Here is an 18049-nt window from a genome sequence, read left to right on the forward strand (position 1 = left end):
TGTCCCGATTCCAGTCGTTGTTTCCATCGGATGCAGGGCACCCGAGAGGGTGTCGCGACCTACTCATGTAAGGGAGCTCGCATGGCAACCCGTGCCGTCGCCCGTCGTCAGTCCTCCTCCAGTGGGACCGGCCGGGCAAGCAGCGTTCGCGCCGTGGGCGGGGAGATCGCCGACCGCGACCTGGTCGGCATGTATCTCGACGAGATCGCGCGTACGCCGCTGCTCGATGCCGCCAAGGAAGTAGAGCTGTCGCAGACGATCGAGGCGGGTGTGTACGCCCGGCAGATCCTCGACGGAGAAGTGGAGAGCGACGCGGGCGGCGCGACGCGCGAAGAGCTGGAAGCGCTGGTCGCCGAGGGGGAGCGCGCGAAGGACATCTTCATTCGCTCCAACCTCCGCCTGGTGGTGGCCGTGGCGCGGCGCTATCCGCGCAGCGGGCTGCCTCTCCTCGACCTGATCCAGGAGGGCAACGCCGGTCTGGTCCGTGCGGTCGAGAAGTTCGACTACGCCAAGGGCTTCAAGTTCTCGACGTACGCCACGTGGTGGATCCGGCAGGCGATCACCCGTTCCATAGCCGACCAGTCCCGCACGATCCGGCTCCCCGTCCACCTGGTGGAGGAGCTCGGACGGATCCGACGTGTCCAGCGCGAGTTCAACCGTGAGAACGGGCGGGATCCGGAGCCGGCGGAGGTCGCGCAGGAGCTCGGCTCGACGCCGGCGCGCGTGACGGACGTGCTCGACTGGGCGCGGGACCCGGTCAGCCTGAACATGTCGGTGGACGATGCGGGTGAGACGCAGTTCGGCGACCTGCTGGAGGACACGTCCGCGATCTCGCCGGAACAGTCGGTGCTTTCGCTGCTGCGCAGCGAGGGGCTGGACGACCTGATCGGCAAGCTCGACAACCGTACGGCGTCGATCATCCGGATGCGGTACGGCATCGAGGACGGACGTGAGCGCACGCTGACGGAGGTCGGCAAGGAACACGGCCTGACGCGCGAGCGGATCCGCCAGATCGAGAAGCACGCGCTGCTCGAGCTGAAGCGGATGGCACGCGACACGGGCTTCGACGCGGCGGCGTAACGACGCCACGTCGACCAGAGCTGGGCCCCGGCACCCTCCCCCCCGGTGCTGGGGTCCTTTCTTGTCCTGTGGCGGCCCTCAAACTCCTGGCCGAGCCACCGCACCCCGCACCCCGGCCCCCGCACTCCGCCCCCGAGGACGCGTTACCGCGTCACCCCGTCGCGCGGCTCAGGCGCGCGCCCAGGTCCGTCACGTACTCCACCAGGCCGGGCGGGCCGTGCACCGTGAACTCGCAGTCCACCAGGGCCAGTCGGAGCGCCAGCCACTCCAGCGAGTCCGCCGTCCTCGTCCGCAGGCGGCAGGTGTCCTCGCCCGTCGGGGTCGGCGCGCCCAGGGTGTCCGGGAGACGAGCGGCGACGAAGGACGCCGGGGCTTCGAAGGTCACGTCCACCTCGTGTTCCGGCTGGCGGGACATCGAGTGGCCGAGCAGTTCCGTCGCGCTCGCCGTCGGCAGCTCCCGCGGTGCGAACCGCGCCCCCGTCGCGAACGGCTCGGACACCCGGTCCACCCGGAACGTACGCCAGTCCTCCCGGCCCATGTCGTACGCGACCAGATACCACCGGCGGCCCGTCGAGACCAGGCGGTACGGCTCCACCTGGCGCTGTGTCTCCGCGCCGTCCCCCGCGCGGTAGCCGAAGCGCAGCCGCTCACGGCCCGTCGCCGCCCCCGCGATCACCGTCAGCGTCTGTGGGTCGATCGTCGCGCCGTCGCCGCGGGTCAGCGGGATCGTCGCCGCCTGCAGCGTGGTGACCCGGTGCCGCAGCCGGGACGGCAGCACCTGTTCCAGCTTGGCGAGCGCCCGTACGGAGGCTTCCTCGATGCCCTCGATCGCATGGCCCGCCCCCGCCCGCAGGCCGACCGCGATCGCGACCGCCTCCTCGTCGTCGAGGAGCAGCGGCGGCATCGCGGCCCCGGCGACCAGGCGGTAGCCGCCCACCGCGCCCTTCGTCGCCTCCACCGGATAACCGAGATCCCGCAGCCGGTCGATGTCGCGCCGGATCGTCCGCGGACTCACCTCAAGGCGCTCGGCGAGCTCGCTGCCCGGCCATTCGCGCGGAGTCTGGAGGAGGGAGAGCAGATTCAGCAGTCGTGCCGGAGTGTCCGTCATGTTTCCAGGATGCCAGCGAACTAGGACGCGACCTGACCTATATGGCCGCTACCTTCTTGCCATGAGTTCACAGCCCGCCGTACCGGGTACGGCTTCAGACCGCCGCCGATGGATCGCGCTCGCCATCGTCATGACCGCGGCCTTCATGGACCTGGTCGACGTCACCATCGTCAATATCGCGATCCCGAGCATCGAGCGGGACCTCGGGGCCTCCTTCGGCGCGATCCAGTGGATCACCGCCGGATACGCGCTCGCCTTCGCCGCCGGTCTGATCACGGGAGGCCGGCTCGGTGACATCTACGGCCGCAAGCGGCTGTTCCTGATCGGCATCACCGGCTTCACACTCGCCTCCGCGCTCTGCGGCTTCGCCCCGAACGAGGAGATGCTGGTTGCCTCCCGGCTGCTCCAGGGCGCGGCCGCCGCGATGATGGTGCCGCAGGTGCTCGCGATCATCCATGTCACCTTCCCGGCGCACGAACGCGGCAAGGTCTTCGGGATGTTCGGCGCGATCATCGGCCTCGGCGCGGTGTCGGGCCCGCTGCTCGGCGCACTGCTGACCCAGTGGAACCTCTTCGGCCTCGAATGGCGGCCGATCTTCCTGATCAACCTGCCGGTGGGCATCGCCGGGCTGATCCTTGGCCGGAAGTTCATCAGCGAGTCCCGCGCCCCGAAGGCGCTCCGGCTCGACCTGGTCGGCGTCGCGCTCGTCACCCTCGGTCTGCTGATGCTGATATACCCGCTGACCCGCGGCCGCGAGCTGGGCTGGCCGCTCTGGGGCCATCTGTGCATGGTCGGCAGCCTGGTCGTCTTCGCCGTGTTCGTGGCGTACGAGAAGCACAAGACGCGCAAGGACGGGTCGCCGCTCGTCGAGCTGTCGCTGTTCAAGGTGAAGAGCTTCGCGGCCGGCATCGCCGTGCAGCTCACCTTCGGGATCGTCTGCGGGATCTTCTTCCTGGTGTGGACGCTGTACATGCAGATAGGTCTGGGCTGGAGCCCGCTGCGCGCGGGTCTGACCGGCGTCCCGTTCTCGATCGCGGTCTCGACGGCGGCCGGGTTGTCCGTACAGAAGCTGGTGCCCCGCTTCGGCCGGAAGGTGCTTCAGGCGGGCGCGGTGACGATGGCCGCGGGTCTGCTGCTCTACATCTGGGAGGCCGGGCGCTACGGCACCGGGATCCACTCCTGGCAGATGGCGCTGCCGTTGGTGGTCATGGGCGTCGGCATGGGGCTGATCGTGGCGCCGCTGACGGACGCGGTGCTGTCGGACGTGCCGCGCGAGCACTCGGGCTCGGCGTCCGGACTGATCAACACCACCATGCAGATGGGCAATGCGCTGGGGCTGGGTCTTGTCTCGGTGGTCTTCTTCGGCTCGATCGACGACCGGATGGCGCCGAGCGCGGTCGGGACGGCGTTCGCGGAGGCGTTCCAGAACTCGCTGTGGTGGGTGGTGGCGGTGCTGGTCGTGATCTTCGCGGTGATGTTCGCGCTGCCGGCGCGGCCGAAGCAGCATGTGGAAGGCGCGGAGCCGGACCCTGTCGAGGCCGCCGTGGAGCCCGCGCTCGCCCACTGAGGCGTCTGCCTGCGGGAAGCGAGAAGACCCGGCCCCGAGAGTCCTCGGGGCCGGGTCTCCGATGTACGACTCGGACGTGGTCGTGGCGAGGTCAACGTACCCGCGCGCGCAGCTCCATCGCTTCGCGCGCGGTGTGCTCGGCGCAGTACACCTCGCACATATGGCGGCCGTCCGGCGTCGCCGTGTGCTCCACTTCCCACAGGCTCGTCTCGGTGCCGTCGAGCAGCAGGAACGCGTGCTCGTACAGCGTGAAGCCCGCGTCCTTGCCTTCCACCTGGCACTGACGGCCGAAGACCTGCGTGATGTGGTGGGCGAACGCGGCCCGCAGCCGGAGTGCGGTCTCCTCGCCCGGCCGGTCGGCGTTCTCCGCGCGGCGCAGCACACGGCGCGCGTGGTCCGCGGAGTTGTCCGGGACGTACATCCGGGGGAGCGGGGCGGGAGGAGCCGTCATCACACTGGCGAGGAGCTCCAGATCGGCGTCGAGATCCGCGTCACAGACGGCGTCGGGATCACCGCCCGCGGAGCCAGCAAAGCCCGGGAAACCGGCGGGCAGCCGGGATGCGGCGAGCCGGGCCTCCGACTCCTCGGTGTACAGCTCGTGCTGCTCGTCGCTGTCGCGACCTGTGTTGTGCACCAGCTCCCACAGCACGAGCGAGCTGCCGTCGCTGAGCAGATAGGCATGCCGGTACGTCGCGCGGTGCAGGGCCGCGCTGTGGTGCGAGGAGTGCAGCGAACTGGCGTGCGCCAGCGCCGATCCGAGCCGCTCGACCGTCGCATCCGGCAGGTCGAAGGAGTTGAGCGCCCGACCCAGGAGTCGCTCGAGGTGCGTCTCGGTTGTCTCGTAGGGATCGTTCAAGGTGGGTCTCCAGGCCGTCGCCGCAAGTCACTTGGTGATAGCTAAACGTAGCGCTTGGGTCTGACAACGTGTCCGGGGTTCGGGAAAACGAGGGGCGTGCGGGGGAAGTTCCCGCCCCCCGGGCAACCGCCTTGTCCCGTACGTCAGTCGATGTCGTACAGGTCCCGGTACGAAGGGAAGACCCCGCCGGGACCCTCGACGCCCCGGGCCACGAGGACCGCCCGTACGATCGCCCGCGTCACCACGTCCGCGCCCGCAGCGAGCACTTCGTTGAGGGCGAGCGGGCTCGCGGCCGTCAGTGGGACGGCGCCGGTGGCGAGGGTGAAGACGGTGTCCCCGTCGTTGAGGAGATGCACCGGGCGTACGGCGCGGGCAATGCCGTCGTGCGCCGTGCCCGCGAGCTTCTGCGCCTGGGCACGGGTGAGATCGGCGTCGGTGGCGACGACGGCGAGGGTCGTGTTGAGCGGGGGGCGGCCGTTCTTCTCGCGCACCTCGGTGAGCCGGAGCTGGGCCGCGGCGTGCACGTCGGGGCTGGGGTACGCGATGCGGCCGCCGATGTACTGCCCGTACAGCGCGCCCGTCCGCGGATCCACCGCCGAGCCCACGGCGTTGGCCACGACGAGCGCGGCGACGGTGATCCCGGAGTCCAGGACGGTGCTCGCGGTGCCGATCCCGCCCTTGAGCTGCCCGACGACCGCACCCGTGCCCGCGCCGACGCCGCCCTCCTCGACCGGCGCGCCCTCGTCCGTACGGGCTGCTGCTTCGACGGCGGCACGTCCGGTTGCGGCGTCCGGTCTGGCGCGCCAGTCGCCGCCGCGGCCCAGGTCGAAGACGCAGGCGGCGGGGACGACCGGCACGACATGGGACGGGGCGGGGCCCACCCGTACGCCCCGGCCCTGCTCCTCCAGCCATGCCATCACGCCGGCGGCGGAGTCGAGGCCGTAGGCGCTGCCGCCCGTCAGTACGAGCGCCTCGACGCGCTGGACGAGATTGCGCGGGTCGAGTGCGTCGGTCTCCCGGGTGCCGGGGCCGCCGCCCCGTACATCCACGGCGGCGATCGCGCCGCCCGCGGGGGCGAGGACGACGGTGGTGCCGCTGAGGGCGCGCTCACCGGGCACACGCGCGTGGCCGACGCGGAGGCCGGTCACGTCCGTCAACCCGCCGGCCGGCTCGTGCGCGAGTCCGCCCGTCGGGGCGTCATGTGTTGCCATGACGCCCATGCGTACCACGGGACTTGGCCCCGCACCCCGGACCTCGGAATGTCGCGGCCGTGGCGTCGGTCACGACGCGGCCGCCGTCCGGGCGGTGAGCGTGACGCCGACCGCGACCGCCGCCGTCGCCACGAGACCGGCCGCCGGGACCGCCCACTCCCCGGCGAACGTGCAGAGCAGAATCGCCGCCGAGGTGGCGGGCAGGATGAGTTGCTGGGCGATCCCCACCTTGAAGTAGCGCGCGTGCAGTGCCCACACCAGCAGCATGAAGACGGCGGCGGGGACGGTGACGGCGGCCGACGCTGCCGTGGTGGAGATATGCGCCTTGCCCACGGCCTGCTCCACCGCCACCTCGATGCCCGCGCCGATCGCGGCGGCCGACGCAAAGATCCCGTAGTGGCCGTAACCCCACAGGAATCCCTCCTTGTTGGAGGCAAGGCGGTCGTGGGCGGGGACCACGAAGTAGATCCACCAGGCGGCGAAGACGGTCAGGAGCCCGCCTGCGGCGATCGGCAGCACATCGCCCAGCGCGTCGTTCTCGTCGACGCCGGACTTCACGGCGACGGTGGCCGCGGCGATGGTCTCGCCGAGCACGATGATGGTGAACAGGCCGTAGCGCTCGGCGATGTGGTGCGGGTGCCAGTGGGTGTGGAAGTCCTTCTCGGCGTACACCGGCACGCACATCTCGGCGATCGCCATGACCAGGAAGATCCAGCCGCGGGCCGACTCGGGCGTGAACAGCAGGGCGCTCCAGCCGATCTGACAGAAGATCACGCCGCTCGCGTACCGCAGGGCCATGGTCCGCTCGGCGCCGGACGCGGCCCGCGCGACTCTCAGCCACTGCGAGGTCAGCGCGAGGCGCATCACCAGATAGCCGAGCCAGACGAGGAGGAAGTCGCGGTCCTGGAAGGCGCGGGAGACACCGGCCGCGAGGATCAGGACGCCGGCGATCTGGACGAGGGTGACCACGCGGTAGAGGGCGTCGTCGTTGTCGTACGCCGACGCGAACCAGGTGAAGTTCATCCACGCCCACCAGATGGCGAAGAAGACCATCACGTAGCTGAGGATGCCGTCCGCCGTGTGCTGCTCGGCGACGGAGTGCACCAGCTGGATACCGGCCTGGGCGATCGCCACGACGAAGCAGAGGTCGAAGAAGAGCTCAAGGGGGGTTGCGGCGCGGTGCTCCTCGTCGCGCTGCCGGGCGACGAGGGGGCGGAGGGGGCGCAACGGGTTCGACGGATTCGGCGGGTTCGATGGGCTGCCGGCGCGTGGCGTGTCAGTCATATGCCAAGCACAGCAGAGGGCGGGTGGCGGGCGACCTGGACGCGCGAGGGTGCGGTGGTGGGGCGGGGCGTGGGGCGGGCGCGGCGGCTGGAGTCGGCGGTTTGTCCGCCCCACCCCCGCCCCTTCCCGAAACCGGGGGCTCCGCCCCGGGCCCCCGGGCTGTCGGGGCTCCGCCCCGGGCCCCGCGCGGCAGCTTCGCGCCGCGGACGCAGCCTGCGAGCCTGCCGCCGTCTCCCGGGGCGGTGCCCCCCGGGCCCCCGCACGGCAGCTTCGCGCCGCGGACACAGCACGCGGGCTCCCCACCGCGCCCCACCCGCGGCCCGTACTCGTCGCTGCCGCCGTACCCTGGACGCATGAGTACCGCCCCCGCCCCCGGACCGCGTGATGCGAAGCAGCCGCGGCAGCAGGCCCCGAAGCCGAAGCTGATCTTTGACGATCCGCTGGACCAGCAGTCCTCGGACGATACGGACCGTGGGTGGGGGGAGCGGCCTCTTGCGGGTGGCGACAGTGCATCCGATCTCGCGCGCTTCCTCGACGAAAAGCCGCCCCACCACATCTGAGCCGTCGCTACTGGTCGCGCCCCGAGCCCCGCTGGGCCACCAACGCGTCGCGGATCTCCTTCAGTATTTCGAGCTCGGTCAGCTCGACCACTTCCTTCGCGCCTTCCTTGGCCGCCTCCCGGTCCGCCCGCCTCGCCAGGTACTTGGCCATGGGCAGGACCATCAGGAAGTAGACGACGGTAGCGGTGATCAGGAAGGTGAGCGTGGCGCTGAGCACCGAGCCCCACATGATCGGAATGCCGCTGGTGGCCTCGCCGGTCTTGGGGTCGGTCACACACGGACTCTTCAGACAGTAGGTGTACTTGGTGAGGTCCTTCGTGCCGAATGCCCCGACCAGCGGGCTGATGACGCCCTTCACCACCGAGTTCACGATCTGGGTGAACGCCGCGCCGATGACCACTGCGACGGCCAGGTCGATCACATTGCCGCGCATCAGAAAGGTCTTGAAGCCCTCCAGGACGCTGACCTTCTTCTCGTTCACCACTGATCCTCTCTTCGTATGTGCAGGACACGGAATCAAACGCTCCGCAACCTACGTCAGCGCCTGACCACGCTGTCCGGTCCGCGTATACGAAGAGATGGTCTGACGAGACGTCAGTAAGATTCAGCACACTGTCACCGCCAGCCGGGAGGTCGCCCCCGCGCCCGCCAGCGCTGCTGCGGTGGCCCGTGGAACGGACAGCACCACCAGCGCGCCGCCGTCCCCAACCGGCTCCCGAGTCATGGGTACTTGGGCGACCCGCGCCCCCGACGCCACCACCCGCGCATCGGAGGCTTCCCCAGCGGGGGAGTCGGCGGCGGCGATCACATCGACCCGGTCTCCCGGGCGCAGCAACCGCACCGTCGCGGCGTCCGCGATGCGCACCGGAGCGGACACCATCTCGGCGGCGGGCCGACGTTCGCGCTGCGCCGCCGTTGGCGCCCCGGCCTCCGTGCCGTCCGCCCCACGGGCACCCGAAGCGGCAAGCGCCGCCGCCGTCATGGCGAGACCGGCCGCCAGCGCACGGCGTCGCCGACGCATCGCCCGCCGCAGCCGGTGGGCCCCGCCGCGCACCCGCACGGGCGTGAAGGGCGGCACACCAAGAGGTTCAGGCGCGGGAGAAGAAGGGAGGGGAGGAAGGGGAGGGGGAGAAGGGAGGAGCGACATGACACGCACCGCCTGTCGTGAGGAGTGGAGCAGGAGTGGAGCTGGACCAAGCACTCCTCACGATCCACCGTCCGCCCGCATCCTGCTGACGCCTGTGGACGACCCCTGCCCTGTGGACAACTCCCTCACCCGGGCGAGCGATTACGGCAGCTCGATCCCCGGATCGATGCCGCCCAGCGCCCTCCGGCACAGACAGTCCCGCGCCCCGTCCGCCGGCAGCCCCGCCACCGCGTCGAAGAGCACCGTACGCAGTCGGTCCACATTGGCGGCGAAGACCTTCAGCACCTCCTCGTGGGAGACGCCCTCACCCGATTCGGCCCCCGCGTCCAGGTCCGTCACCAGGGTCATCGACGTGTAGCAGAGCTCCAGCTCACGGGCGAGCATCGCCTCCGGATGTCCGGTCATGCCGATCACCGACCAGCCCATCGCCGCGTACCAGCGCGACTCCGCCCGGGTCGAGAAACGCGGCCCTTCGACCACCACCAGCGTCCCGCCGTCCACCGGCTCCCAGTCGCGCCCGCGCGCCGCGGCGAGCGCGGCCTTGCGCCCCTCGGGGCAGTAGGGATCGGCCGGCGACACATGCACCACGTTCGGAATGCTCCCGTCCGGGAGCGGCAGCCCGTCGAAATACGTCTGCGCCCGCGTCTGCGTACGGTCCACGAACTGATCCGGTACGAGCAGCGTTCCCGGCCCGTACTCCGGCCGCAGCCCGCCCACCGCGCACGGTCCCAGCACCTGTCGTACGCCCACCGACCTCAGCGCCCACAGATTGGCGCGGTAGTTGATGCGGTGCGGCGGCAGATGGTGGCCGCGCCCGTGCCGGGGCAGGAAGGCGACCCGGCGCCCGGCGATCTCGCCGAGGAAGAGCGAGTCGCTGGGCGGGCCGTAAGGCGTCTCCACCTGGATCTCGGTGACGTCGTCGAGGAAGGAGTAGAAGCCCGAGCCGCCGATCACACCGATCTCGGCGGAGTCCGACAGTGCGTTCGCGTTGGTCGCCATGGCGATCACAGTATCCGGACGCAAAAACGCAGAGGACCCCACCGTACGAAACGGCAGGGTCCTGCGGAGGCGAGGATCAAGCAGCCAAGATCAAGCCAGGATCAAGCAGCCAGGATCAAGCAGACAGGTCAATCGGGCGTCAGGCGGCCGAGCTGCTGCCGCTCGACGAGGACGTGCTCGACGAGGACGAGGACGAGGACGTGCTCGACGAAGACGAGGTCGACGTCGCGGGCTTCGAGTCCGACGACTTCGCGCTCGTGGACGAGGCCGACGACGCGGGCGCGCTGCTCGACGACGACCCGCGGCTGTCATTGCGGTAGAAGCCGGAGCCCTTGAAGACAATGCCGACCGCCGAGAACACCTTCTTAAGGCGTCCGTCGCAGCCCGGGCATACGGTCAGGGCGTCATCGGTGAACTTCTGCACCGCCTCGAGGCCCTCGCCGCATTCGGTGCACTGGTACTGGTACGTAGGCACTGTGTCTTCCTCCTGGCACTCTCACTCTATGAGTGCTAACGACGGTCCATAGTGACGTATTCCGCTGGATCAGTCCACCGCCACGGGCACGCGGTGACCCATGCCACGTGCCGCGATCCGCCCCGAAGCCCTCGGCGAGAGCCGCGAGCGCAGGGCCAGGAGGGTGGTCAGCGCCAGCACGGTGCCGACCAGCGGGACCGCGAATCCGGCGCTCGCGCCGTTCTCGTCGGCCAGCCGTCCGGCGACCGTCACCGCCGCCGCCTGGCCCAGCGCCACCGCGCCCGTCAGCCAGGTGAACGCCTCGGTGCGTGCCGAGGCGGGTACCAGTGACTCCACCAGGGTGTAGCCGCTGATCAGGGCGGGCGCGATGCAGAGGCCGATCAGCAGCCCAAGACTCGCGAGGAGTGCCACCGAGTGCACCGTCCAGAGCGCGGAGGCCGCCAGAGTGAGCCCGGCATAGCCGAGCACCAGCCGCCGCCGCGGCCCGCTCTTCCACGCGACTGCGCCGCACGCGATGCCCGCCAGCATGTTGCCGGCCGCGAAGATTCCGTACAGCAGACCGTTGGCTCCGGGGTTGCCGATCTCCTCGGCGAAGGCGGTCAGTGAGACCTGCATTCCACCGAAGACCGAGCCGATGCCGAGGAAGGCCACGGCGAGCACCCGGACTCCGGGGACGGAGAGGGCGGACACGTGCGGCCGGTCGGCCGTCGCGGCGGGCCGGACCGCGGGCTGCGTACGGCTCTGGGCGGCGAAGAGCAGACCACCGGCCAGGGTCAGTCCGGCCTCGGCGATCAGTCCGGCCGCCGGGTGGACGCCCGTGGCGAGCGCGGTCGCGAGCACCGGCCCGACGACAAAGGTGAACTCGTCGGTCACGGACTCGAAGGCCGCCGCCGTCGACATCAGTGGCGAGCCTTCCAGCTTGACGGCCCAGCGGGCGCGCACCATCGGGCCGATCTGCGGTACGGACGCACCCGTCGGGACGGCGGCGGCGAACAGCGCCCACAGGGGCGCGTGCGCCAGCGCGAGCGCGATCAGAGCGGCACCGGAAGCGGCGTGCACCAGCACGCCCGGCAGCAGTACGGCCCGCTGTCCGAAGCGGTCGGCGAGCTTGCCGCTCTGCGGTGCGAACAGGGCCATGGAGACGCCGGTGACGGCGGCGACCGCGCCGGCGCTGCCGTACGAACCGGTGGTGTGCTGGACGAGCAGCACGATGCCGATGGTCAGCATCGCGAAGGGCTGGCGTGCCAGGAAGCCGGGGAGCAGGAATGTCCAGGCGCCCGGGGTGCGCAGAAGCTGCCCGTAGCCAGGACGGTTCTCGACCGTGGATGCCACGGTCCGTGCCTTTCTGCCGCCTGGTAGCGCTCCCCTGGGTGTACGGGAGCCGCCGAGAGCTGTCCTCTTGCGCGGATCTGCGGTAGATACCGGGGCCTACTGCGAGGGCTCCGCGGCCGCCATACGGTCGCGCCAGCTCTGCGTCAGGCAGAGTTGGTCGATCAGTGTGCCTTCATGATACAGGGATTCTCGCGATCGCTCCTGGGAAATGGGTCACACAGTCACCGATCCGCCTGCGATTAGCCGGATCTTCTTCCACGGTTTCCCCGGCCCGGGTGGTTTCCGGGATTCCGGGGTCTCGGAGCCCGGGCGGATTTTGGCCGCGTTCCGGGGCTCCCGAGGGTTCCCAAGGGCGCACGTCGTCCCGCCGCCTCAAGCGACTCCGCCGACTCCGCCGACTCCGCCGTTTCCACCCGTCCCCAGCCAGTCCGCCAGCTTTCCGCCCTGGCCGACGGCCCGCAGCCGCCGCTCCGCCGCGTCCCGCACCGGATCCGTCGCCACCACCAGCAGCTCGTCGCCCCGCCGCAGCACGGTCGTCGGCAGCGGTACGAAGCTCTTCCCGTCCCGTACGACAAGGGTGACCGCCGACCCCGGGGGCAGCCGCAGCTCCGCGACCTCCACTCCGTGCATCTTCGACTCGTCGGGGATCGCCACCGAGAGCAGATGCCCGCGCAGCCGCTCCAGCGGCGCCGACTCGATGCCCAGGTCGGCGGCCTCCGAACGGTCACCGAGCCGCAGTGCCTTCGCCACCCACGGCAGCGTCGGACCCTGTACCAGGGTGTAGACGACGACCAGGACGAAGACGATGTTGAAGACCCGGTCGCTGCCCTCGATGCCGTACACCATCGGGATGGTGGCGAGAATGATGGGCACGGCGCCGCGCAGGCCCGCCCACGACATCAGCACCTGCTCCCGCCAGGGAATACGGAAGGGCAGCAGACTGGCGAACACTTCCAGCGGCCGCGCCACCACGGTCAGCACCAGGCCCACGACCACGGCCGGCAGGATGTCGTCGCCGAGTTCGTGCGGGGTCACCAGCAGGCCGAGCAGGACGAACATGCCGATCTGGGCGATCCAGCCGAGCCCTTCGGCGAATCCGCGGTTCGCGGGCGCGTGCGGGAGCTTGGAGTTCCCGAGCACCATCGAGGCGAGATAGACGGCGAGGAAGCCACTGCCGTGCGCCATGGCGCCGGCGGCGTACGCGACCACCGCGATCGCCATCACCGCGATCGGGTACAGACCCGATGCGGGCAGCGCCACATGCCGCAGCCCGAAGGCGCCCAGCCAGCCCGCCGTGAGTCCGATTGCCGCACCGATCAGCAGCTCCAGCGCGATCTTCCCGACCAGCACGTACCAGTCGTCGATGGGTCCGGCCGTCGAGAAGGCCACCACCAGGATCACCACGGGGGCGTCGTTGAAGCCCGACTCGGCCTCCAGCACACCGGTCACCCGGGACGGCAGCGGCACTCTGCGCAGTACGGAGAAGACCGCGGCGGCGTCCGTCGACGAGACGACCGCACCGATGATGAGCGCCTGCCGCCACTCAAGTCCGACCAGATAATGAGCTCCTGCGGCCGTGATGCCCACGCTCACCGCGACGCCGACGGTCGACAGTGCGACCGCCGCGGGCAACGCGGGTTTGACCTGCTTCCACTTGGTGCCAAGTCCACCCTCGGCCAGGATCACCACAAGCGCGGCATAGCCGATCACCTGCGTCAGCACCGCGTCGTTGAACTGGACGTGGAAGATGCCGTCCTGACCGATCGCGACCCCTATACCGAGATACAGGAGCAGGCTGGGAAGCCCGCTGCGGGAGGAGATGCGCACGGCCGCGACGGCGATGAGCAGAACGAGCGAGCAGATGAGCAGGAGTTCATTGAGCCGGTGGACAGTCAGTGGCCGATCCTTCCCCTCGCGCCTACGTGCCGGATCGTTCCTCCGACGGGCGACACATCGTTACCTTACCTAATCTTTAACATTTCCTTGCCGTGGTAGATCATTTGTGCGAGCCCTGAGGTCCGGGGACCGGCTTACGGATACCGCGTCAGGGCCGGTGGAACGCTGCGCCTATGGTTGCTCCAGCACTCCAGGACCAGCCTGCGCCTCGAAGGACAGCGATGCCCGCCAACACAACCGCCTCTTCCCCCAAGAAGAAGAAGGGGCGACGCGCCCGCCTGCTCGTGTTCTTCCTGGTGCTGGCGCTTGTCGCGGGTGTCGGATACGGCACGTACTGGAGCATCAGCACGGTGCGCGCCTCGTATCCGCAGACCAACGGGACGATCAAGCTCGCGGGCCTCAAGGGCCAGGTCGAGGTCAGGCGCGACAGCTTCGGCATTCCGCAGATCTATGCGGACAGTGACGAAGACCTGTTCCGCGCCCAGGGCTTCGTCCAGGCGCAGGACCGCTTCTGGGAGATGGACGTCCGCCGCCATATGACGGCCGGCCGGCTCTCCGAGATGTTCGGCTCCGGACAGGTCGAGACGGATGCCTTCCTGCGCACCCTCGGCTGGCGCCAGGTTGCCGAGCGGGAGTACGAGACCAAGCTCTCGCCGGACACCAAGAAGTACCTCCAGGCGTATGCGGAGGGCGTCAACGCTTATCTCAAGGGCAAGGACGGCAAGGAACTCTCCGTCGAGTACGCGGCCCTGTCCTTCGCGAACGACTACAAGCCCGAACAGTGGACTCCGGTCGACTCGGTGGCCTGGCTCAAGGCGATGGCCTGGGACCTGCGCGGCAATATGCAGGACGAGATCGACCGCTCGCTGCTGACCAGCAGGCTCACCGAGAAGCAGATCAAGGACCTCTACCCGGAGTATCCGTACGACAGGAACAAGCCGATCGTCCAGGAGGGCGGGATCAGCCCCGCCACCGGGAAGTTCGATCCGGACGCCAAGCCGTCCGACGTGTCGGGCAACGGCGGACAGGGCAGCGCGGCAGGCGCGGCCCAGGGCCTCAACTCCCAGCTCGCCGCGCTTTCGAAGACGCTCGACACGATCCCCTCGCTGCTGGGCCCGAGCGGCAGCGGCATCGGCTCCAACTCCTGGGTCGTCTCCGGCAGGTACACGACGACCGACAAGCCGCTGCTGGCCAATGACCCGCATCTCGCGCCGCAGCTGCCCTCCGTCTGGTACCAGATGGGGCTGCACTGCCGTACGGTCTCCCCCTCCTGCCAGTACGACACCGCCGGCTACACCTTCTCCGGCACGCCGGGCGTGATAATCGGTCACAACCAGAACATCGCCTGGGGCTTCACCAACCTCGGCGCGGACGTCACCGACCTCTACCTGGAGAAGCTGTCCGGCGACAGCTACGAGGTGGGCGGCGAAGAGAAGAAGCTGACCACCCGCAAGGAGGTCATCAAGGTCGCGGGCGAGTCCAGCAAGACGATCACGGTCCGCTCCACCGGGCACGGACCGCTGGTCTCCGACCGCAGCAGCGAGCTGGAGAAGGTCGGCCGGCAGGCCCCCGTGTCCAATGCCGCCCCCGACCGCGGCGCCGGATACGCGGTCGCGCTGCAGTGGACCGCGCTCCAGCCCGGCAGGTCCATGGACGCGATCTTCGAGCTCAACCGCGCCAAGGACTTCAAGTCCTTCCGTGCGGCCGCCAAGAACTTCGAGGTTCCCTCGCAGAACCTCGTCTACGCCGACGCCGAGGGCCACATCGGCTACCAGGCCCCGGGCACGATCCCGGTGCGTGCCAAGGGCGACGGCTCGGTCCCCGCGCCTGGCTGGGACCCCGCGTACAAGTGGAAGGGCTTCATCCCCTTCGACGAGCTGCCGTACGAGTTCGACCCCGACCGCGGCTACATCGTCACCGCCAACCAGGCGGTCGTGGACGCCAAGAAGTACCGGTATCTGCTCACCAAGGACTACGGCTACGGCACCCGCAGCCAGCGGATCAACGACCTCATCGAGTCGAAGATCCAGGGCGGCGGCAAGATCTCGACCGAAGACATGCGCGCCATGCAGATGGACAACAGCAGCGAGATGGCCAAGCTGCTGACGCCGTATCTGCTGAAGATCGACATTTCGGACCCGTACGTCCGTGAGGCACAGAAGCTGCTGGAGGGCTGGGACTACACCCAGGAGCCGGACTCCGGCGCGGCCGCGTACTTCAACGCGGTCTGGCGCAATGTCCTCAAACTCGCCTTCGGCAACAAGCTGCCCAAGGAGCTGCGGGTGGAGGGCGAGTGCCTGAACGTCCGCCCGGCCGACAGCTCGGCCCCGGACGACGAGCTCAGCGAGCGGGTGCGCGAGTGCGGCCAGCGCGACACGGAGTCGGCGCAGCCGGACGGCGGCGACCGCTGGTTCGAGGTCGTACGCAGGATCCTCAAGGACGAGGGCAACGAGTGGTGGCGGGCACCGGCCGGACGTACGGAGAAGGCGGCGACCAACCGTGACCAGCTGCTCGCCCGGGCCATGGACGACGCCCGTTGGGAGCTGACCGCCAAGCTCGGCAAGGACGCCTCCAGCTGGAGCTGGGGCAGGCTGCACCAGCTGACGCTGAAGAACCAGACGCTCGGCACCGACGGTCCCGGCTTCCTGCAGTTCGTGCTCAACCGCGGCCCGTGGAATCTGGGCGGCGGCGAGGCGGCGGTCAATGCGACCGGCTGGAACGCCGCAGGCGGGTACGGCGTGATCTGGGTGCCGTCGATGCGGATGGTCGTCAACGTCGGCGACTGGGACAAGTCCCGCTGGATCAATCTGAGCGGTGCCTCGGGCCACGCGTACAGCGCGCACTACACCGACCAGACCGACAAGTGGGCCAAGGGCGAACTCCTCGACTGGGCCTACGGCGAGCAGGCGGTGAAGGCGAAGACCGTCGACACCCTCAAGCTCACGCCGTAAAGCGTCTGATCGACCCGGGTGTGACCACCGCGTGCACGGGGTGGTCGTGCGGCTCCTGCGGGACCCGCTCGACCACCTCGTTCGCGTACAGCAGCACCACCAGCGCCGGGTCGGCGCCGGCCGCCGTCAGGCGGGCGAGCACCCGGTCGTACGAGCCGCCCCCGCGGCCGAGACGCATACCGCGCGAGTCCACCGCGAGCCCGGGAAGGAGCACGGCATCCGCTTCGATCACTGCGTCCACGCCGAGCCGCTCGCCGTCCGGCTCCAGCAGGCCGCGGCCGGCCCGCACCAGATGCTCCGGGCCCTCGTACACGCCCCAGTCCAGATCGTTGTCCGGCTTCAGGACCGGCAGCAGGACGCGTACGCCCCGCGCGCGCAGCGCGTCGAGCAGCGCGCGCGTGCCGGGCTCGCGCCCGACCGAGACATATGCCGCGACTGTGCCCGCATCGGCCAATTCCGCAAGGCTCAGGGCCTGTCGGGCGAGAACCGCGGCGGCCTGTTCGACGTCTTCAGTGGACATCAGGCCCCGGGCCGCGAGGAGTTCGCGCCGTACCGCACTCTTTCCGGACAAGTCGCCACACATCGCGCGATCACAAACCTCTCGTATACGCCTTTATGAGAAGGAAGTTAACCGGAGGCTCATCTTCAGCGCATAGTCACCGGATATGGTGATCCGCATGACTCAGTCGCACCCCAGGATCAGCAAGGCTGTCATCCCCGCCGCAGGCCTCGGCACCCGGTTCCTGCCGGCCACGAAAGCCACTCCCAAAGAGATGCTGCCTGTGGTCGACAAGCCCGCGATCCAGTACGTCGTCGAAGAGGCGGTCTCGGCCGGGCTCTCCGACGTGCTCATGATCACGGGCCGCAACAAGCGCCCCCTCGAGGACCACTTCGACCGCAATTACGAGCTGGAGGAGGCGCTCAAGAGCAAGGGCGACGCCGGCCGGCTCGCAAAGGTCCAGGAGTCGAGCGACCTCGCCACCATGCACTACGTCCGTCAGGGCGACCCACGCGGCCTCGGCCACGCCGTCCTGTGCGCCGCCCCGCACGTCGGCGACCAGCCCTTCGCGGTCCTCCTCGGCGACGACCTCATCGACCCGCGCGACCCGCTGCTCGCCCGTATGGTCGAGATCCAGGAGCGTGAGGGCGGCAGCGTCATCGCGCTGATGGAGGTCGACCCCGCCCAGATCCATCTGTACGGCTGCGCGGCCGTCGAGGCCACCGGCGAGTCCGACGTCGTCAGGGTGACCAAGCTGGTCGAGAAGCCCGACCCGGCCGAGGCCCCGAGCAACCTCGCCATCATCGGTCGCTATGTCCTGGACCCGGCCGTCTTCGAGATACTTCGCCAGACCGAGCCGGGCCGCGGCAACGAGATCCAGCTGACCGACGCCCTGGAGAAGCTCGCCGAGGACGAGAAGGTGGGCGGCCCGGTGCACGGGGTGATCTTCAAGGGCCGCCGGTATGACACAGGCGACCGCGGGGACTATCTGCGGGCAATTGTCAGACTCGCGTGCGAACGTGAAGACCTGGGCCCGGAGTTCCGGTCCTGGCTTCGCAGTTATGTGACCGAGGAGATGTAACAC

General features: G+C 69.6%; 16 protein-coding genes. 5 read left to right on the forward strand and 11 right to left on the reverse strand.

Annotation, left to right across the window (positions count from 1 at the left end):
* Positions 1-81: 81 nt before the first annotated feature.
* The gene (locus ACI2LP_RS13725) at positions 82-1080 is read left to right on the forward strand and encodes an RNA polymerase sigma factor RpoD/SigA (RefSeq protein ID WP_404724716.1); all 999 of its coding nucleotides are present in this window, start codon (positions 82-84) and stop codon (positions 1078-1080) included.
* A 151-nt stretch (positions 1081-1231) separates the two neighbouring features.
* Here the strand turns inward: ACI2LP_RS13725 and ACI2LP_RS13730 are convergent, their stop codons facing one another.
* Positions 1232-2188, reverse strand: a complete 957-nt coding sequence (locus tag ACI2LP_RS13730; protein ID WP_404724717.1) for a helix-turn-helix transcriptional regulator — start codon at positions 2186-2188, stop codon at positions 1232-1234.
* A 61-nt stretch (positions 2189-2249) separates the two neighbouring features.
* Between ACI2LP_RS13730 and ACI2LP_RS13735 the strand changes: the two genes are divergently transcribed.
* The gene (locus tag ACI2LP_RS13735) at positions 2250-3755 is read left to right on the forward strand and encodes an MFS transporter (protein WP_404724718.1); all 1506 of its coding nucleotides are present in this window, start codon (positions 2250-2252) and stop codon (positions 3753-3755) included.
* A 91-nt stretch (positions 3756-3846) separates the two neighbouring features.
* Here the strand turns inward: ACI2LP_RS13735 and ACI2LP_RS13740 are convergent, their stop codons facing one another.
* The 3 genes from ACI2LP_RS13740 to ACI2LP_RS13750 form a co-directional block, all read right to left on the reverse strand.
* Positions 3847-4611 (reverse strand): DUF6227 family protein, encoded by a 765-nt coding sequence (locus ACI2LP_RS13740; RefSeq protein WP_404724719.1) that lies wholly within the window; start codon positions 4609-4611, stop codon positions 3847-3849.
* Between the two features lie 143 nt (positions 4612-4754).
* The gene (locus ACI2LP_RS13745) at positions 4755-5822 is read right to left on the reverse strand and encodes a P1 family peptidase (RefSeq protein WP_404724720.1); all 1068 of its coding nucleotides are present in this window, start codon (positions 5820-5822) and stop codon (positions 4755-4757) included.
* 69 nt (positions 5823-5891) lie between these two features.
* Complete coding sequence (locus ACI2LP_RS13750) at positions 5892-7106, reverse strand: low temperature requirement protein A (RefSeq protein WP_404724721.1); 1215 nt, start codon at positions 7104-7106, stop codon at positions 5892-5894.
* A gap of 353 nt (positions 7107-7459) precedes the next feature.
* Here ACI2LP_RS13750 and ACI2LP_RS13755 point away from each other — a divergent pair, with 353 nt between their 5' ends.
* Positions 7460-7666, forward strand: a complete 207-nt coding sequence (locus ACI2LP_RS13755) for a hypothetical protein (RefSeq protein WP_404724722.1) — start codon at positions 7460-7462, stop codon at positions 7664-7666.
* Between the two features lie 7 nt (positions 7667-7673).
* Here the strand turns inward: ACI2LP_RS13755 and mscL are convergent, their stop codons facing one another.
* From mscL to ACI2LP_RS13785, 6 genes are all read right to left on the reverse strand, one after another.
* Complete coding sequence (gene mscL, locus ACI2LP_RS13760) at positions 7674-8147, reverse strand: large conductance mechanosensitive channel protein MscL (RefSeq protein WP_404724723.1); 474 nt, start codon at positions 8145-8147, stop codon at positions 7674-7676.
* Between the two features lie 123 nt (positions 8148-8270).
* Positions 8271-8813 (reverse strand): hypothetical protein, encoded by a 543-nt coding sequence (locus ACI2LP_RS13765; RefSeq protein ID WP_404724724.1) that lies wholly within the window; start codon positions 8811-8813, stop codon positions 8271-8273.
* A gap of 141 nt (positions 8814-8954) precedes the next feature.
* The gene (locus ACI2LP_RS13770) at positions 8955-9812 is read right to left on the reverse strand and encodes an S-methyl-5'-thioadenosine phosphorylase (protein WP_404724725.1); all 858 of its coding nucleotides are present in this window, start codon (positions 9810-9812) and stop codon (positions 8955-8957) included.
* Positions 9813-9951: 139 nt separating this feature from the next.
* Positions 9952-10287 (reverse strand): FmdB family zinc ribbon protein, encoded by a 336-nt coding sequence (locus ACI2LP_RS13775; protein WP_404724726.1) that lies wholly within the window; start codon positions 10285-10287, stop codon positions 9952-9954.
* A gap of 69 nt (positions 10288-10356) precedes the next feature.
* Positions 10357-11619 (reverse strand): MFS transporter, encoded by a 1263-nt coding sequence (locus ACI2LP_RS13780; protein WP_404724727.1) that lies wholly within the window; start codon positions 11617-11619, stop codon positions 10357-10359.
* A gap of 372 nt (positions 11620-11991) precedes the next feature.
* Positions 11992-13515, reverse strand: coding sequence for a potassium/proton antiporter (locus tag ACI2LP_RS13785; protein WP_404724931.1), 1524 nt, complete (start codon positions 13513-13515; stop codon positions 11992-11994).
* Positions 13516-13736: 221 nt separating this feature from the next.
* Here ACI2LP_RS13785 and ACI2LP_RS13790 point away from each other — a divergent pair, with 221 nt between their 5' ends.
* Positions 13737-16466 carry a penicillin acylase family protein gene (locus ACI2LP_RS13790; RefSeq protein WP_404724728.1) on the forward strand — a complete coding sequence of 910 codons (2730 nt, stop codon included), beginning with the start codon at positions 13737-13739 and terminating at the stop codon, positions 16464-16466.
* On the opposite strand, the gene ACI2LP_RS13795 is transcribed toward ACI2LP_RS13790, so the two are convergent.
* Positions 16456-17049 (reverse strand): 5-formyltetrahydrofolate cyclo-ligase, encoded by a 594-nt coding sequence (locus ACI2LP_RS13795; protein ID WP_404724729.1) that lies wholly within the window; start codon positions 17047-17049, stop codon positions 16456-16458. The genes ACI2LP_RS13790 and ACI2LP_RS13795 overlap by 11 nt on opposite strands.
* 94 nt (positions 17050-17143) lie before the next feature.
* Here ACI2LP_RS13795 and galU point away from each other — a divergent pair, with 94 nt between their 5' ends.
* On the forward strand, positions 17144-18046 hold the full coding sequence (gene galU, locus ACI2LP_RS13800; protein ID WP_404724730.1) for a UTP--glucose-1-phosphate uridylyltransferase GalU: 903 nt from the start codon (positions 17144-17146) through the stop codon (positions 18044-18046).
* Positions 18047-18049: the final 3 nt, after the last annotated feature.

The sequence above is a fragment of the Streptomyces sp. NPDC019890 genome, from assembly GCF_044903445.1.
In the GTDB taxonomy this organism is placed as follows: domain Bacteria; phylum Actinomycetota; class Actinomycetes; order Streptomycetales; family Streptomycetaceae; genus Streptomyces.

What these genes read in the sequence shown, in the direction of transcription:
- ACI2LP_RS13725 (WP_404724716.1), top strand. Translation starts at nt 82, where the DNA reads ATGGCAACCCGTGCCGTCGCCCGTCGTCAGTCCTCCTCCAGTGGGACC.
- ACI2LP_RS13730 (WP_404724717.1), bottom strand. Translation starts at nt 2,188, where the DNA reads ATGACGGACACTCCGGCACGACTGCTGAATCTGCTCTCCCTCCTCCAG.
- ACI2LP_RS13735 (WP_404724718.1), top strand. Translation starts at nt 2,250, where the DNA reads ATGAGTTCACAGCCCGCCGTACCGGGTACGGCTTCAGACCGCCGCCGA.
- ACI2LP_RS13745 (WP_404724720.1), bottom strand. Translation starts at nt 5,822, where the DNA reads ATGGCAACACATGACGCCCCGACGGGCGGACTCGCGCACGAGCCGGCC.
- ACI2LP_RS13750 (WP_404724721.1), bottom strand. Translation starts at nt 7,106, where the DNA reads ATGACTGACACGCCACGCGCCGGCAGCCCATCGAACCCGCCGAATCCG.
- ACI2LP_RS13755 (WP_404724722.1), top strand. Translation starts at nt 7,460, where the DNA reads ATGAGTACCGCCCCCGCCCCCGGACCGCGTGATGCGAAGCAGCCGCGG.
- ACI2LP_RS13765 (WP_404724724.1), bottom strand. Translation starts at nt 8,813, where the DNA reads ATGTCGCTCCTCCCTTCTCCCCCTCCCCTTCCTCCCCTCCCTTCTTCT.
- ACI2LP_RS13770 (WP_404724725.1), bottom strand. Translation starts at nt 9,812, where the DNA reads ATGGCGACCAACGCGAACGCACTGTCGGACTCCGCCGAGATCGGTGTG.
- ACI2LP_RS13790 (WP_404724728.1), top strand. Translation starts at nt 13,737, where the DNA reads ATGCCCGCCAACACAACCGCCTCTTCCCCCAAGAAGAAGAAGGGGCGA.
- ACI2LP_RS13795 (WP_404724729.1), bottom strand. Translation starts at nt 17,049, where the DNA reads ATGTGTGGCGACTTGTCCGGAAAGAGTGCGGTACGGCGCGAACTCCTC.
- galU (WP_404724730.1), top strand. Translation starts at nt 17,144, where the DNA reads ATGACTCAGTCGCACCCCAGGATCAGCAAGGCTGTCATCCCCGCCGCA.